The organism is Psychrobacter cibarius, assembly GCF_904845955.1.
GTDB classification, from domain to species: Bacteria; Pseudomonadota; Gammaproteobacteria; order Pseudomonadales; family Moraxellaceae; genus Psychrobacter; species Psychrobacter cibarius_B.
The window spans coordinates 386,847-403,318 of record NZ_CAJGYX010000002.1; the positions used below are offsets into that span (position 1 = coordinate 386,847).

The following is a 16,472-nucleotide window of genomic DNA, read 5'->3' on the forward strand; positions in this document are numbered from 1 at the left end:
TTTGGCGTCGTATCTCGCGTGTAGCTATTGTCCATATTTCATACAAGGTTACAAGGATTAAATGTCATATCGTTATCTGATATCTGGACGGTGATGCCTTTATTTATACCAAAATAAAAGTTTATGCCAAAATCAAAACATGTTTTAAATTGGCCAATACCAATACCAATACCAATACCAATACCAATACCAATACCAATACCAATAGCGAGTAGATGCAAAACCACACCTCGTCAATAAATTTTATCATGGGTGAGCAAGTATACCGCTATATAGGCATATTGTTATGAATGGCTTTTGATACCTTGCAACCGTTCTGCTTATTTGTCAAACTAACCATGAGTGTCACACATTATGGAAGATGACCCTTATCACCTGTACAGGCAGTCGTTTTCGACCGTTATGCGTGCAGGTCATAATAATTAAAAAGGACAAATACGATGACTCAAAAATCATTCCCCATTGCAGCCGAATTTATCGCTGCTGCCAATACTACCGCTGAACAATACCGCGAAGACTATGAAAAATCTATCGAATCACCTCAGGCTAATAATGCTTTTTGGGCGAAGCGTGCCGAGCTGATCGATTGGATAAAAAAACCGACCAAAATCAGCAACGTTAACTATGATTTGGATGATTTTCGCATAAAATGGTTTGAGGACGGCGAGTTGAATATCTCTGTCAATTGTCTCGACCGACATGTCAAAAAAAATCCTTACAAGCCTGCCATTATTTGGGAGGGCGATCACCCTTCACTGCACAAAATCATCTCCTTTAAAGAGCTACATCAAGCGGTCTGTCGCTTGGGTAATTCTATGCGTAAGCTTGGGGTCAAAAAAGGCGATCGCGTGACCTTATATATGCCGATGATACCTGAAGCAATGATAGCGATGCTGGCATGTACACGTATTGGCGCTGTACATTCCGTGGTCTTTGGTGGCTTTTCTGCTGAGAGCTTGGGCAATCGTCTAATAGACAGTCGCTCAAAAATCATCATTACGGCTGATGAAGGCTTACGTGGTAATAAGCATACGCCGCTCAAAGCCAATGTCGATCGGGCACTAGATATGGATGGCACTGATAGCGTGACCAACGTCATCGTCGTTCATCGTACGGGTAATTCTGTACCGATGAGTGGTCGCCGTGATGTTTGGTATCATAACTTGGTCGATGGCGAGTCAGAACATTGCGAGCCAGAAGTCATGAATGCCGAAGACCCGCTATTTTTATTGTATACCTCTGGCTCTACTGGCAAACCTAAAGGTGTGCTGCATACCACGGGCGGCTATATCACCTATGCTCTCTCTACTTTTCGAGATGTGTTCGATATTAAAGACGATGACGTCTACTGGTGTACTGCGGACGTAGGCTGGATCACAGGTCATACCTATGCAACCTACGCACCGCTTGCCAACGGTACGACGACGGTGATGTTCGAGGGCGTACCAGAATATCCCACATGGGCACGCATCGGTCATATTATCGATAAGCACGATGTGACCATTCTGTACACTGCACCGACGGCGATTCGAGCGATGATGAAGGAGGGCGATGTCTTTGTGCGGGAGTCTGATCGTTCAAGTTTGCGGCTACTCGGAACAGTCGGCGAGCCGATCAATCCAGAAGCATGGGATTGGTATTATCATGTCGTCGGCGGTGGCAAGTGTCCGATTGTAGATACTTGGTGGCAAACTGAGACAGGTGGCATCCTCATGGCACCGATACCAGGCACGGTCGCCCTCAAGCCGGGTGCAGCGATGAATCCTTTGTACGGTATCAAGCCAGAGATTGTTGATAGTGACGGTACTATGCTAGAAGGCTCTGCTGAAGGAAACCTAGCAATTAACAGCAGTTGGCCGGGGCAAATGCGTACTATTTATAATGACCATGAGCGTTTTTTACAGACGTACTTTAGTGAGTATCCCGGTTATTATTTCACTGGTGATGGGGCGCAGCGTGACGAAGATGGACATTACTGGATCACAGGTCGCGTCGATGATGTGCTTAATGTCGCAGGTCATCGTCTGGGAACAGCAGAAATTGAGAGCGCCGTGGTCGCGCATCCTGCGACAGCGGAGGCCGCCATTGTTGGGATGCCGCACGAGATTCGCGGCATGGGCGTTTGTGCCTTTATTATTCTAAAATCGGGTGAAAAAGAGACAGAAGCGCTAAAGGCTGAGCTGAATCGACATGTTCGCGCTGAGATTGGTCCGATTGCCAATTTGGATGCTATTCATATCGTTGAGGCGCTACCCAAAACCCGCTCGGGCAAAATCATGCGCCGTATTTTACGTAATCTTGCAGCAGGTCAGTATGTTGGTTTGGGTGATTTGTCTACTCTTGCGGATAGCTCGGTGATTAATCAGCTGGTTGAGGTAGTCAAAGCTGCGCGAGGAGAGTAGGCTAAATTATCGATTAAAAGCACGTTCAGTAAATAGATGATTAGCGTTCAGAAAAGTCATGTTATGAAAACTAGCATGGCTTTTTTACGCAGACGATATTGATATCAACAAACTTTAAAGGTTCAATACTTTCTATAACCATCTTATCTAACGATAACCACATTATCTAAAACATTCCTACTATTATCACTCCCTTTTTTATCAAACATTATATGAGGCCTGCTGTCATTATGACCAATCACTCTTTGCCCGCTGTCGCTACCCAATCACCAAAAATCGCTATCATTGGTGGTGGTTTGACGGGGCTATTTACCGCTACATTATTAGAGCGCGCCTTTGCTCAAAACATAGCACAAGATAGTGCGAAAACATCCTTACCGCAAATTATTGTCTTTGAAAAGTCACGTAGCGTAGGGCGTTTAGCCACTCGATATCGTACTGATAGCCACACTGGCAAAAACTGGCAATGGGCATTTGGAGCACAGTTTTTTACGGCTAAGACGGCAAGTTTTAAGCAATTCATTACGCCTTGGTTAGAGACGGGATTGCTACAGCCATGGTGCGCGCAGGTGATCAATTTAACACCAGCGAATCATGATACTCAATCGCTTGATATCCAAGCGCCCGATATTCAGAGTAAGGAGCAATGGAACACCACGCAAGCCCGCTATATCAGTACACCAAAAATGACCAGTTGGGGACGTACACTGGCTGATGAGTTGCAGTACAGCACCATAAAATTTAAAACCCGCGTTGCGCCATTGGCTCAATATGACAGGTCTATAGCGGGAAAGGTTGATAAAAAAACTGAGCTATTTGACGAGACTGGCGCGAGTCTAGGTCACTTTGACTGGGTGATATGTACCGCGCCAAATGGTCAGACCATAGAGCTAATGGCAGAGAGCGGCTTTGCTGAGCAAGCCAAGATTTCTGAGCCAAAAATGCTGGCGTGTTATACACTGATGCTGGGTTGGGATAATTTTGATACATTACCAAAAATGTTAAGCGCTCAAGCAGAGCCACGCTGGGATGTGGCTTATCTCAATCACTCTATACTCGATAGAATATTTATCGAGCACCAAAAACCTGCTCGCGATGACCTGCTACCCAGTGTCACTATTCATGCGCGCAACGACTGGTCAGAGCAGCATGTCGATGACGATATGGAGACGATCAAAGCGCAGTTATTAACAGCTGCCAAGCAGTCATTGAATTGGAACGATGACCATGCTCCTAGCCAAATAGATTGCCATCGTTGGCGCTATGCCGCCACTGTTTCTGATAGTGATAAAGAAGCATTAGGCATCTTGATAGATGAGTCTCATCAATGGATTGTCAGTGGTGATTGGTGCGGACAAGGCAATATCGAAAGTTGCTATCAAATGGCGCAACAGACGGTTGAGGCAATCAACAAAGCAAAATAATGGCGAAAGTTTACTTAGCGACTGACGCTATCCGAAACTGGACTTTAAGGGTGTTTTCTTAATATGACAAGGTGATAACGATGTTTGGATTCGATATAGATTTAGAGCTGATGGGCTATCATTTTTTCCAGTTGGGCATCGCCTTTATATTGTCATTACCGATTGCCCTTAATCGTGAGATGAAAGACAACGGCGCGGGGTTAAGGACGTTTCCACTGGTAACCATTGCGTCATGCGCGTTTATGTTGGTTGGTATGGATATTTATGATGCTACTGGTGAAGCGAGAATCATGTATGCCATCATCACAGGTATGGGATTTATCGGTGGTGGGGCGATTTTTAAAAATGAAAAAGGCTCAAAGGGCACTGCCACGGCAGCGAGCTTATGGAATACGGGTGCCATCGGTATTTCGGTGGCTTACGGTCGTTATGAGATTGCCATTATATTATCGGTCGTTGGTTTTTTGATTTTGCAATTTTCAGAGCCCTTTAAAGTTAAAAAACACTAAGCGATGGATGAGATGAGTTAATGTGCATATACACTTAAATACTAAAGAGACTATAAATCAATACTATATAGTATCTCTATATCTATATGATATAGCAAGAAATCTATAAATTGTTGAAAATAAAGGATAGTTTATGAGTACCAGATTGAGAGGAAGTGGGCTGACTTGTGCCATGCTAGCACGAGGGGATAAGCAGGTTTTATGCGCGGTCAGTAATGAGAGCGACGAGCAAGCGATGGCTAGTATCGATAGCGCTGAATATGATTTGCTAAGGCACATTATTTCTTTTGAAAATGATAAATTCTCCTGTAAAGAAGGCGTTGAATGGCAATGCGCCATACCAGTAAAAAAAGTAGAACTTTTTTATGATGATATAAATCTATAGCCGCTTATAACTGAAAATTTGTGTATTAATTTGTAATACTTTAATTGAAAATAAAGCTGTCCAAATTGCTAAGAAACAGTTATATTCGTATAACATAATATACAAAATAGTACGAAGTTAGAGGTGAATATAGTGCTTAGAGGAAGTGAGCTGACTCGTGTAATGCTTGAGCATGGCTGCCATGAGATATGGTGTGCGGTAGATGATAATAGTGATGAAGAAGCTATGTGTGATCAAGATTCAAACGATTTTACTGCCCAAATCGTTTCTTATCATAACGACAGATTCTATTGTACTGCTGGTACTGCGTGGCTATTCGCTGTGCCAATTAAGATAACTGCGATGACACTGAGTGATGTAAAGCTCTGAATATCTTTCTTTGTGTTATTAAGCCATCGCCGATTCATTGTTTGTATTATAAAAACCCACCTTATGGTGGGTTTTTCCTTGTAAGCAATATGCCGCTTTTTAGATTATTGCTCAAACGATACAGATTTTTGCAGATAGTCATACTTATATATGACAAACCTTTAATTAAGCATGAATTACAGGCAAAAAAAGAGCCCACAGAGGAGGAGCTGTGGGCCGAGGAAAACTGATCGTGTAAAGGAGCTACAGAGGCAGTGGTTGTGACCTATTGTTATTATGAGTGTTTCTATATTAACTAATATTAGGGTGGTGGTGATTAATTCAATAACTGCATATATTTACTTACATATTTAAGTATACAAGTGTTTTTATTAGAATCGCTATCATAGCGCAATTAGCAGCGGTTTGGCTATTTTGGTTACATGACATTACGTTTAGAGCTTATAAGAGAGAAAATTAACGTCGTATTGCATCTCCAGTAGATGAGTCTTTTAGTCGTGTCATATCTGACATTGATAAATACGTATCAAAGTTTTGTAGTTATATATGAAAGATTGATTAATTTTAATAGTCATTCCACTATAAAAATATTACTGCGTTAACCTCGCTTGAAGTATTAAAGATACATCTACATTCGGTTGCCTTGTACTATTTTTAAATTCAACCGACTGTTTTTAAATGCAACTGACTATATCGATAACTGAATAGCTAAAGAGATGGCATGACGACCTGCGTGAAAAATGCTAAGCTATCTACCATTAATACGTCTATATAAAACTGGGTTTGCCATGACTGAGAATACGCATTTGCATACGCAGGAGCCGCAAAATACCAAGAGTATTTTTAATTTGCCTAATAACCTTACTATCGCGCGGATTTTAATGATTCCGCTATTTGTCGCGATTGCTTATTGGCCACCTGCTATGGGAATTGGCATGCCTGCCATCTCAGACAATGTGATTGCGCGGGTCGGTATGAGCGAATTTAGTGATAGCTTGTTACGCCATTTACTTTTGACTAGCGTTTTTATTATTGCAGCGATTACTGATTGGCTTGATGGATATTTTGCCCGTAAGCTTAATGTTATGTCAGCCTTCGGTCGTTTTTTAGACCCTGTCGCTGATAAGTTAATGGTGGCAGCGGCGCTTATTATCTTGGTGCAATGGCATCCCAATATTATTATGGCAATCGCCGCGATTGTGATTATCTCGCGTGAAATTGCGGTATCAGCGCTGCGTGAATGGATGGCAGAGCTGGGCAAAAGTACCAGTGTGGCAGTGTCATATGTCGGCAAGCTAAAAACGACGTTTCAAATGGTGGCTATTACGGTACTTTTATTAAACTGGGAGTCGCTCGAAACGATCGGTTATGTGCTGATGGTTGCTGCTGTTATTTTGACACTATGGTCGATGATGATTTATCTCAAAGCGGCTTGGCCGTACCTAAAGCAAAGCGGGTAAATATATAACGCAGATATGGTCAACAAACAACATAGACCACAAAAAACGCCAGTCGCATTAGCCGCTGGCGTTTTTTATGGTCTGTTTGAAATACGGCTGATGTTGCCTATTTGCCTTAGACATTGTTTGTATGGTTGATATATACTCGAAATTATTAGGGTCTGTTGAACATTCAAATATTAGGGCTGCTGATTGTTAAAATTGCACCAAACTAGGCGCAAACCGACGATAATGTCGAGACCTTAGCTAGGCTTGCAACAACGTTTGGGGTGATTTTAGCATCAGCCTTTCAGGGCAATACTCTTTTTTGCCAATATATGGCGAAATTGTTTAACCTAGAATGACTAGGCATCAAAAATTTCACTGCATATTGTCTAAAAAATAATGACTGCCAGTACCACATTTGAATGTTCAACAGACCCTGAACAAAATACAAGAAAGTTGATCGAGCTATCATGAAACGGCATTCAAATAAGGAAATAAGCATGACATCATATCAGGCACAGTCGGGCATTGCCGTATTATTGTTGGCATTATTAACGGGGTGTTCTTCTGGCTCAAACATGCAGGAAGAGTCCACCTCAACCATTCAGCGAGAAAAATCTATTCAAATAGACGCTACTGCAGAACGTTCCACTCAGGACGCGGCAGAATCGGAGCGTTTGGGCACAAAATGGGGTGATGACGTTAATTCAGAAGTGACGACTGTTGATCTGCGCCGTACGAGCAGTGAGCCTATCGAGCAGATGCAAGTCCGTTATGCTGATAAATCTTATAATGGACGTGCGGTTAATAGCATGTCACTACTGGCGGGCAAGGTGGATTTTTCGATGGAAACCGACACAGATACGTTATCGATCTATCGAGACTCGGGCAATTATTACGTGCAAGGTCAAGCGGGTCAGGCCTACCGCTTGGTGTATCATAATAACAGCGATAACACTTATGAAATCGTCGCTAGTGTCGATGGAATAAATGTCCTCAATGGCAGTGCTGCCAGTCGCTATGACAGTGGATATGTGCTAAACCCACATGATAATTTGGTGATTGAAGGCTTCCGTAAGAGCCAAAGCTCAGTGGCTTCCTTTATATTTAGCAAGCCCGCGAGTGCTTATGCTGCTAATACCAGCTTAGGCTCTATCAATAACACAGGTGTAATAGGTACAGTCATCTATGGCTTATATGATCCTACTAGACCTAAATCTAAGCAACCGCAAGCGTATCCAGCAGACAATGGTTATGCGAAACCACCGCAGTAATGCCTATCAATAGATAACTTATATATAGATAACGCATAAAGAAACGCCAGTCGCATTAGCCACTGGCGTTTTTAATTTTGCTATTTCTGGTTTAGATAACTTATAACGTGACTGAGTTATTTTCACCCAGATTGGTCGCTTTTTTGCCGTCCATTACGGCAGCAGTGGTCATCTTAAACATATTGACGACCGAACTACCACTGAGCCAGTACTCTGCGCCATGTGGTACGACTTTGATCAGCTGTACATTTGGATCATCTTTACCTTGCTCATAGAATGCATTGTAAATCGGCGACCATAGCTCGTCTAATTTCTCTTGGTCTTCGACCAGTTCCGCTTTACCATTAATTGAGACATAATTTTTGGCATCTTGACTGACATAAGCCAAGTTTACTTGCCGGTCTTTCTCAATGTCGCTGACGGTTTCGGTACTCTTGTCACCGATGAACCAAATCTCTTTTGCACCGAGGCTCGTCTCGCTCGTTGTCATTGGGCAGGCATGCAAATGGCCTTCGTGGGTACGAGTTGTCATCATGGCAAACTTGATGTCTTTTACTAATTCTTGCACTTTATTGATATGGTCTTGTCTACTCATAGTAAATTTCCCTTTCTTTATTTTGATTAAGTCGTAGTGATTAAATAGTTGATTGTTTATAGTAGTTTTTATTCAAGCTAAGCGTTTTTCAAATATCGAAAACCAGATGAATTGAGAAAAACAATCGTCGCCTTAACAACTGAAACTAGAATACCGAGTTGTGAACTTGTGTTTATATAGGTTGCCCGTAAGGCGATGTGAGGGTTTGTAAGGACTATAAGCTTTAGGTAAAAATTGTGACGATATCGCTGTTAAGTTTCTATTGTGAAAGTAGCATGTTGTAAAAGTAACAAGGGTTTCAACGATGGCAAAAATTTCACTATTATTGAATAGCAACCATCAGCAATTTATCTTGGTTTTGACCTGCTTATTACAGGGCTTCTTGTTATAATACCCAGACCATTTACTTTGCATGGCAGAGATGCCTTGATCTTACGGATTATGCCTTTATGATGACCATCGCCGGACAACCGTTTCTTACCGATTTTCAGACGCAGCAACTCATCAGTCAGTTTCAGCAAAAAACCGAGCTCAATGTCAGTCAAATAAGTACCCAGCAAGTGTATGTGCTATCACGCAAGCTCGAAGGTGATGAACATAAAAAGGCGTTAGACCTACTCGCTGTTGACAGTGCGACAGTGCTGACTGACCCACAAGCTAATCAAATACAAGTCATCGTTGGTCCACGTTTTGGCACGATTTCGCCATGGGCAAGTAAAGCGACTGATATCTTTAATAACTGTGAAATTGAGCTCAACCGTGTTGAGCGTGTGGTTGTTTATACGTTAACCATTGATGGTGACGCAGGCGAAAAACTACCAGCAGACGCTGAGCAATTATTGTTTGACCGTATGACGCAGAGCTTGGTTTATGATTTGAATGATTTGAACAAATTGTTTGATGATGAGCAGCCAGCATCATTGAATCATATTGATGTCATCGGACAAGGTCAGTCAGCGCTAGAGTCTGCCAATACCCAGTTTGGTTTTGCATTATCAAGTGAAGACATTGACTATTTGATGAATGCTTATGTCAATGAGCTAAAGCGTAATCCAACTGACGTTGAGCTAATGATGTTTGCACAGGCCAACTCAGAGCATTGCCGTCATAAGATTTTCAACGCTGAGTGGACAGTCGATGGTGCTGTACAGCCAAAGTCATTGTTCCAAATGATTAAGAACACTTATAAAGCCAATCCACAAGGTATCTTGTCAGCGTATAAAGACAATGCCGCGGTAATGGCAGGTTCTGAGGGTATGCGTTTTTATCCAATTCCTACCGACGCGATGGATGCCAATTCAATTCACCCTTATGACTTTCATCAAGAAGAAATCGACATTTTAATGAAGGTCGAAACCCATAACCATCCAACCGCGATTGCCCCTTATTCTGGTGCAGCGACGGGTGCTGGTGGCGAGATTCGTGATGAAGGCGCGACTGGTCGTGGCGGTAAGCCAAAAGCAGGTCTGACAGGCTTCCATGTATCACACTTGCATATCCCAGAGCTCGCTGAGAAGTGGGAGCAGTCAGGTCAGTTGAGTACTCAGGCTTATGGCACGCCAGATCGTATGGCAACCAGTCTTGAGATTATGACTGAAGCGCCTCTCGGTTCAGCCAACTTCTCAAACGAATTTGGTCGTCCAAACCTATGCGGTTATTTCCGTAGTTTTCAGCTTGATACCTCAGCGGCAAAAGACGGCAGCGAAATGCGCGGCTATCATAAGCCAATCATGCTGGCAGGTGGTTATGGCAATATCAAACGCAACCTCATTGAAAAAAACACCATTCAGCAAGGTGATTTATTAATCGTCCTTGGTGGCCCTGCGATGCAGATTGGTCTAGGCGGTGGTGCAGCCTCTTCGGTTGATAGTGGTGACCTTGATGAAGGCTTGGATTTTGCCTCAGTTCAGCGCGATAACGCTGAGATGGAGCGTCGTTGCCAAGAAGTTTTAGATCGCTGCTGGGCACTTGCTGGTAATGATGTCGATGCGAGTAACAATAGTAAAGATGGTGACCCTATCGTGTCATTGCATGATGTGGGCGCGGGCGGTATCTCTAATGCAATGCCTGAACTGGTCAATGACCATGAGATGGGCGCGATACTAAATCTGCGTAAAATACCATCGTTAGAAGCTGGCATGTCGCCAATGGCTATTTGGTCAAACGAAGCGCAAGAGCGTTATGTCCTCGCGATTCGTCCAGACAGCGAAGCCCAATTCGATGCGATCTGTGCGCGTGAGCGTTGCCCGTATGCCATCTTGGGAACAGCCACGGATGTCCGTCAGCTAGTTGTTAATGATACGCTGCTAGAAGACCAACCTGTCGATATGCCGATGCAAGTATTGCTCGGTGGCACGCCGAAGATGAAGCGTAGCTTTGACCGTCATGACAGCAGCTTACCTGCATTAGAGTTAGGTGAGGTCAATTTAGCTGAGTCAATCAAAGACGTGTTGCGTCACCCAACGGTCGCTAGCAAATCATTCTTGATCAGCATTGGTGACCGCTCTATCACAGGTATGGTCGTGCGCGATCAGTATGTGGGTCGCTATCAAGTGCCTGTATCGGATTGTGCAGTGACGGCGTCAGGCTTGGTTGCGCTCGATGGTCAGGTGATGAGCGGCGAAGCGATGAGTGTCGGCGAGCGTACGCCTGTTGCGCTTATTAGTCCAAAAGCCTCAGCACGCCTTGCCATTGGTGAAGCGATTACCAACATCGCTGGCGCACGTATTGCTCAGTTGTCTGATATCACGATGTCAGCGAACTGGATGGCAGCTTGCGGTGATGATGCAGAAGATGCAGCATTATTCGACGCGGTATATACCGTCGGTGAAGAGTTATGCCCAGCACTGGGTATCGCGATTCCAGTCGGTAAAGACTCGCTATCGATGCGTGCGAACTGGACTGACAGTAGTGAAGCAGGTGATACGGATAAATCAGTCGTTTCACCAATGAGCTTGGTGATTACTGCATTTGCTCCTGTGGTTGATGTGGCAAAAACGCTAACCCCTGAGCTAATCAATGGTGACAGCGCGTTCTACCGTATTGATTTGTCTAAAGGCAAGCTACGTCTAGGCGGCTCAATCCTTGCGCAAACGCTTAGCCAATTGGGTAACGATTGCCCAGATTTGGCACAGCCAAGCGACTTGGTTGATTTCTTTAACTTTGTCCAAGCGGGTAATGCGCAAGGCGTCATCAGTGCATATCACGATATCGGTGATGGTGGTCTATTGGCAACGATCGCTGAGATGCAATTCACCAGCCGTCAAGGTATCAAACTGTCATTGACCGATGACAATCTGCTTGGTCAGCTGTTCAGTGAAGAGCTGGGTGCCGTCATCCAAGTATTGCCAGAAAACGTCGCGGCTCTCATGCAATTGGCAGAAGAGTTCAACGTTGCTGATATGCTCAGCCTTGTGGGTCAAAGCTCAGAAGAAGACAGTCTGCTTATCCAAACGCCAACGCTCATGGGTAATGACACTCTCAGCTTTAGCCGTACTGAATTGCAGCAAGCGTGGACTCAGGTCAGTTATCAAATCGCGCGTCGCCGTGATAACCCTGCGTGCGTACAGCAAGAGTACGACTTAATCGCTGATGCGAGCCATCAAGGCCTAATCGCTGCGCCAAACTTTGATTTGAATCAAAAAGTTGAAGAACCATATGTAAACAGCCGTGCTGATTCTGATAACAGCACGCCAAGAGTCGCTATCTTGCGTGAGCAAGGCGTAAATGGTCAGACGGAAATGGCAGCAGGCTTTACGCAAGCTGGCTTTGAAGCGGTCGATGTACACATGAGCGATCTGCTGAATGGTCGTATCAATCTACGTGACTTCGATGGTTTAGTCGCTTGTGGTGGCTTTAGTTATGGTGATGTACTGGGCGCTGGCTCTGGCTGGGCAAACTCTATCTTGTTCCATGACGAGCTACGCATGCAGTTTGTCCGCTTCTTTGCCCGTCCTGAAACCTTCTCACTAGGCGTCTGTAACGGTTGTCAGATGATGGCTCAGTTAAAAGACCTCATCCCAGGTGCGGACAACTTCCCACGCTTCATCGCTAACCAGTCAGCGCGTTTTGAAGGGCGTACGGTTAATGTGAAAATCGAGCGTACCAAGTCTATCCTGTTCAAAGGCATGCAAGACAGCATCTTGCCAATCGCCGTGGCGCATGGTGAAGGCTATGCCACACTAGACAACACAGAGATTGACGGTATGGCCAAACACGGTCAGCTTGCGATGCGTTATGTTGATAGCCAAGGTCATCCAACTGAGACGTATCCGCTCAATCCAAACGGTTCTGTCGGCGGTGTCACGGGTCTGTGTAGCACTGATGGTCGTGTGACGATTATGATGCCACATCCTGAGCGTAACCTAAAAGCCTACAATCATAGCTGGAAACCAGAAGAGTGGGACGAGGACGGCGCGTGGATGCGTATGTTCCGTAACGCTCGTGCTTGGTTGCGCTAGTCGCAAACCTAGATGCTTGATTAGCTTCGTCAAACTTGCTGAGCCTACGACATGTAGTGCTTGTGCATGTTTTCCTCGCTACTCAAACCTCTAGCAATTGCTGATAGTTTTAGATAGCGGTTTTTTAAAATAAAAAGGTGGGCTCAAAGCTCACCTTTTTTGTGTTTGGGATTTGGGTGTTTTTAAGAGTAGGGGAGCTATTTCCCGCCTTACGCTTGTATCTGCCAGTCTGGGCGCGGCGCTGTCTACGGTTTGGATCGTCGCTTGCTTCGCGTCGACACCCCAAAACCTAGCCATCGCAACTTGCCCAAACCAGCAGGATACCGCTACAGTCGGGGCTAAAACGCGTCTCAAGGCCACTATTTGTAGCTAACGAAGATTTTCAGACATCAGCTTATCGTGGTTGTCCCAGTATTTAGCTGTATCTTCATACGAACGTGCCATATTCTCAAACATTTCAGCTACATAAGGATGTGAAATAATCCACGGTTTAGCATACTGTCTGTACTTGTCTGCTAAAGCCCTTTCTTGTTTTCCACCTTTGTCCCTCCAGTGAGCACCTCTTTGGTTGATAGTACCTGAATAGAACCCTCGTCTCAAATCTTCAGCGTCAAACAAATCTAAAACATCTGCCACCATCGTCAATATACTTTTTTCATCGTCTTCATGTGGAGAGTGAGATAATATTCGACCAAGTACTCTATCGCAAGCTTCTAAAATACCAAGAGCTTCGCTTCGCACTCTAACTTCTTTAACAAAAGCTCTAAAATCAGGTTCATTAAGTTCCATATCTTTATTAATACTTGGTAAAAACTCACACTCATCAAGTATTTTGTAGTTGTGCAGAGTTGTAGGTTTTTCTTGTTTAGGTGCATCATCATTTTTTAAGTAAAATGACTGAAGTAATTGTATAAAGAAATTTGGGTCATTCATTATATTTCTATAAAGAGTTTTTAGCCTGATCGCTTCATCGTACCCAAGTAATGAAAACAGCTGATATTCTATATATACCAATCTTGACTCGTCAAAACCACTTTGCTCTTCAAGATATTCAATCATCTCTTTAATTATATGACTGTCGAAATTTTTATACTGATCTTCAGGGTTGTTAATAAAAAGCTCTAAAATTTGTAGAAGCTGCTCGACTGGTAAGACTGTAAACTTTAAGCTAATAGCATTTAATAAAGCCACTGGACGTTGTCTTTCTATAAGCTTCCCGATACAGTATTCTTTGTCCTGTACATCGCCTATCCAAGCTAAATAACCATTAAACCTGTCCCAGTATTCATCTTCAAGGTTATATAGCTTTGCTGTATCCCATACGTTTTTATTAAACGGTAAGTTCAAAAGCAAACTAACTTTATCTTCATTATTCAATATAGAAGATATATTTGATTCATCCATGATTAATTTAAAGTTTGTGATAACTTTTGAGTTGCCTTCAGACCATACAATACTATCTAGGATATCAAGATCATATAAATCGATATTCTGTACTAACAAATCTATGATATTTTTGGGCTCTAAAATTTTGGATTGAATGATTGCAACTGAGCAGAGTCTTTTATTATTTGATTTAGCTAGTAGTTTAAATATTACTTCTTTTCCATATTTTTCATAGATTACTATGATAGCTTCAATTCTTTTTTTATCGCCTATCTCTTGGCGCTCTTTGTAATCGTAATCATTAGAAGCTCCTTTAAAGCAGCTATCAGCTTGATTAGTAAATAGCCATAAATACTCATTAACAATAGATTCGGGTTTAAAAATTTCAATATAATAATCCAGCTGACGTGTTAGATCCTCAGAATTCAAAGAGGTTCTTGGGTGATGATTTTTAAATTGTCTTAATTTACTTTGAAAGCGTATACGAACATCGTCTTCTATATATGATTTAGCCAAATCATAAAGCAAGTTAAGTACTTTTTGCCATAAGTCTAAACTATCAAATATATATAACTCAAGAATTTGTAAAATTCTATCCGAATTAAGATTTGCTAATTTTATTATGCTGTCATTCGCATATTCTATGCCTTTATGCATATCAGCTTCTAATACAATATGACCAGCATTATCATCTCGCCAAACTGGCTGAGCATTTGAATATGCATGATCACCCCTCAAATCTATTTGTCTTAAAAATATTTTGAAAGCAGTTTTTTCGTCAAGCGTTATGATTCGTTCTAGCAGTGTTATACGTTGTTCTACAGTTGTATTGGTCTGTGGAAACCATGGTCTAAAGAAGGAATAAAGAGTGTTAAATGGACTATTAGACCAGTTTGAAGGAACTATAAATTTATCTAACACAATTAAAATTTTGCAGGCACGAGTAATGTATCGAGGATTCCAAGCTAAAACTTCGAATGCCCATAATAGGTTATTGAAATAACGTCGACCAGTCATGACGTCACTACTACTCTCTGTAAATAAAGTTTGAATTAAAGGAGTGTCTCTTTGAAGGTCTTTTTCTATCGAACCCAAGAATTCTTCTGGACTAGCTTCTGCAAAGCTTCTAAAGTACGGCTCTAGTGTCAACCAGTTTTCTCTACTATTGTTTGATAATATTTCTTTTATCAGTTGATTGATTTCAAATTGAAAATTAGTAGCTGTTAGCTTGACGAATCTATCACCTATGACAGCGAGCTTAACCAATGAGTTAGTAATACCTTCAAGCAATACTTCTGAATAAGGGAATTGTTTACCAATGACTTTAGCCATATAGCGTTGATTGATATCTAGTTCAAACTTTGGATGCTTTGTTAAAAATAATTCAAGCAAACTATCAAAGTAGTGTTGGACTAACTCACTGCTAATGGAACTACTAACAAAAGGTAATGCCTCTACAGGGGATTTGATCTTCCATACCTGCTCAATTTTCATTACAGGCGTATTATCAATAGAAGCTAACTTCAAAAGCTCCGATTCAATATTTTGATATTCAGTTTGTGCAATAGAAGATACAAAAGCCTTATCATTTGCATTGTTTCCGTCCCATGAACCAATCAGGGATAATAAACTAAGAGCTAGAGAATTTCCGTCTGACCAGTCAGGTTTGGAGATAGCTGGATTAATAGCTTTAAGTCTTCGGTAAACTGACCATGACCTACCTGCTTGATGTGATAAGCGTTTTGCATCGCTTTCTTCTTCTCCTAAAGCTACTAAAGCTTTCTCAAACTCTGAGTAACTGGCTCTTTCTAGAATAATATTTTTCTCATCAGCAGGTTTGTTGCCTAATGATTGAGGTGATATTAGTGTTAAGTCGTTTCTAACACTAGGTTGTTTAGCAATTTCAGGTGACGCACAGATTATGATTTTAACTTCTGGATTATTTTGAACGTATTGCCAACCTTGTTCATTAGTAATTACTAGAGAGTTTAAGAGAAGCTTGTTATTATTAATTACGGTAACGATAGCACTTATCACAGACTCTTCAATACTGTCAGAGTACACACTAATAACTGAATAATTGTCCTTAATAAAATTGTTAGTAAATTCTTTATCCAATGGTTCGAAAGAGCTTTCTCTTCCTAATGTTAGCGCTTCTTTAGTTATAGCTGGTTTACATTGATGCGCCCAATCATTGAAATAAACTTCAGCACTTTTAATGCC

11 protein-coding genes are annotated in these 16,472 nt (G+C 42.3%); 8 read left to right on the forward strand and 3 right to left on the reverse strand.

Translation table 11 applies throughout. From position 1 onward, the window contains the following. Positions 1–121: 121 nt before the first annotated feature. Complete coding sequence (locus tag JMV76_RS15055) at positions 122–250, reverse strand: hypothetical protein (protein ID WP_265090274.1); 129 nt, start codon at positions 248–250, stop codon at positions 122–124. Positions 251–440: 190 nt separating this feature from the next. Between JMV76_RS15055 and acs the strand changes: the two genes are divergently transcribed. From acs to JMV76_RS05145, 7 genes are all read left to right on the forward strand, one after another. Continuing rightward, positions 441–2,402, forward strand: a complete 1,962-nt coding sequence (acs, locus tag JMV76_RS05115) for an acetate--CoA ligase (RefSeq protein ID WP_201501873.1) — start codon at positions 441–443, stop codon at positions 2,400–2,402. A gap of 230 nt (positions 2,403–2,632) precedes the next feature. Then, complete coding sequence (locus JMV76_RS05120) at positions 2,633–3,826, forward strand: NAD(P)/FAD-dependent oxidoreductase (RefSeq protein ID WP_201501874.1); 1,194 nt, start codon at positions 2,633–2,635, stop codon at positions 3,824–3,826. Positions 3,827–3,906: 80 nt separating this feature from the next. Continuing rightward, on the forward strand, positions 3,907–4,335 hold the full coding sequence (locus tag JMV76_RS05125) for an MgtC/SapB family protein (protein ID WP_055123559.1): 429 nt from the start codon (positions 3,907–3,909) through the stop codon (positions 4,333–4,335). A 133-nt stretch (positions 4,336–4,468) separates the two neighbouring features. Beyond that, a complete protein-coding gene (locus JMV76_RS05130) occupies positions 4,469–4,720 on the forward strand; it encodes a hypothetical protein (protein WP_045452621.1) in 252 nt (83 codons plus the stop codon). A 132-nt stretch (positions 4,721–4,852) separates the two neighbouring features. After that, entirely contained in the window at positions 4,853–5,089 is a 237-nt protein-coding gene (locus JMV76_RS05135) for a hypothetical protein (protein WP_227678999.1), read from the forward strand. A 788-nt stretch (positions 5,090–5,877) separates the two neighbouring features. Continuing rightward, positions 5,878–6,549: a CDP-diacylglycerol--glycerol-3-phosphate 3-phosphatidyltransferase gene (gene pgsA, locus JMV76_RS05140; RefSeq protein ID WP_045443785.1), complete on the forward strand. Its 672-nt coding sequence runs from the start codon at positions 5,878–5,880 to the stop codon at positions 6,547–6,549. 485 nt (positions 6,550–7,034) lie between these two features. Further along, positions 7,035–7,808 carry a hypothetical protein gene (locus tag JMV76_RS05145; RefSeq protein WP_201501875.1) on the forward strand — a complete coding sequence of 258 codons (774 nt, stop codon included), beginning with the start codon at positions 7,035–7,037 and terminating at the stop codon, positions 7,806–7,808. A gap of 100 nt (positions 7,809–7,908) precedes the next feature. Here JMV76_RS05145 and JMV76_RS05150 read toward each other — a convergent pair whose 3' ends face one another. Beyond that, the gene (locus tag JMV76_RS05150; protein ID WP_201501876.1) at positions 7,909–8,403 is read right to left on the reverse strand and encodes a pyridoxamine 5'-phosphate oxidase family protein; all 495 of its coding nucleotides are present in this window, start codon (positions 8,401–8,403) and stop codon (positions 7,909–7,911) included. A 449-nt stretch (positions 8,404–8,852) separates the two neighbouring features. Between JMV76_RS05150 and purL the strand changes: the two genes are divergently transcribed. Next, entirely contained in the window at positions 8,853–12,863 is a 4,011-nt protein-coding gene (purL, locus tag JMV76_RS05155; protein ID WP_201501877.1) for a phosphoribosylformylglycinamidine synthase, read from the forward strand. A gap of 369 nt (positions 12,864–13,232) precedes the next feature. Here purL and JMV76_RS05160 read toward each other — a convergent pair whose 3' ends face one another. Then, a complete protein-coding gene (locus tag JMV76_RS05160) occupies positions 13,233–16,286 on the reverse strand; it encodes a hypothetical protein (RefSeq protein WP_201501878.1) in 3,054 nt (1,017 codons plus the stop codon). Between the last annotated feature and the right edge of the window lie 186 nt (positions 16,287–16,472).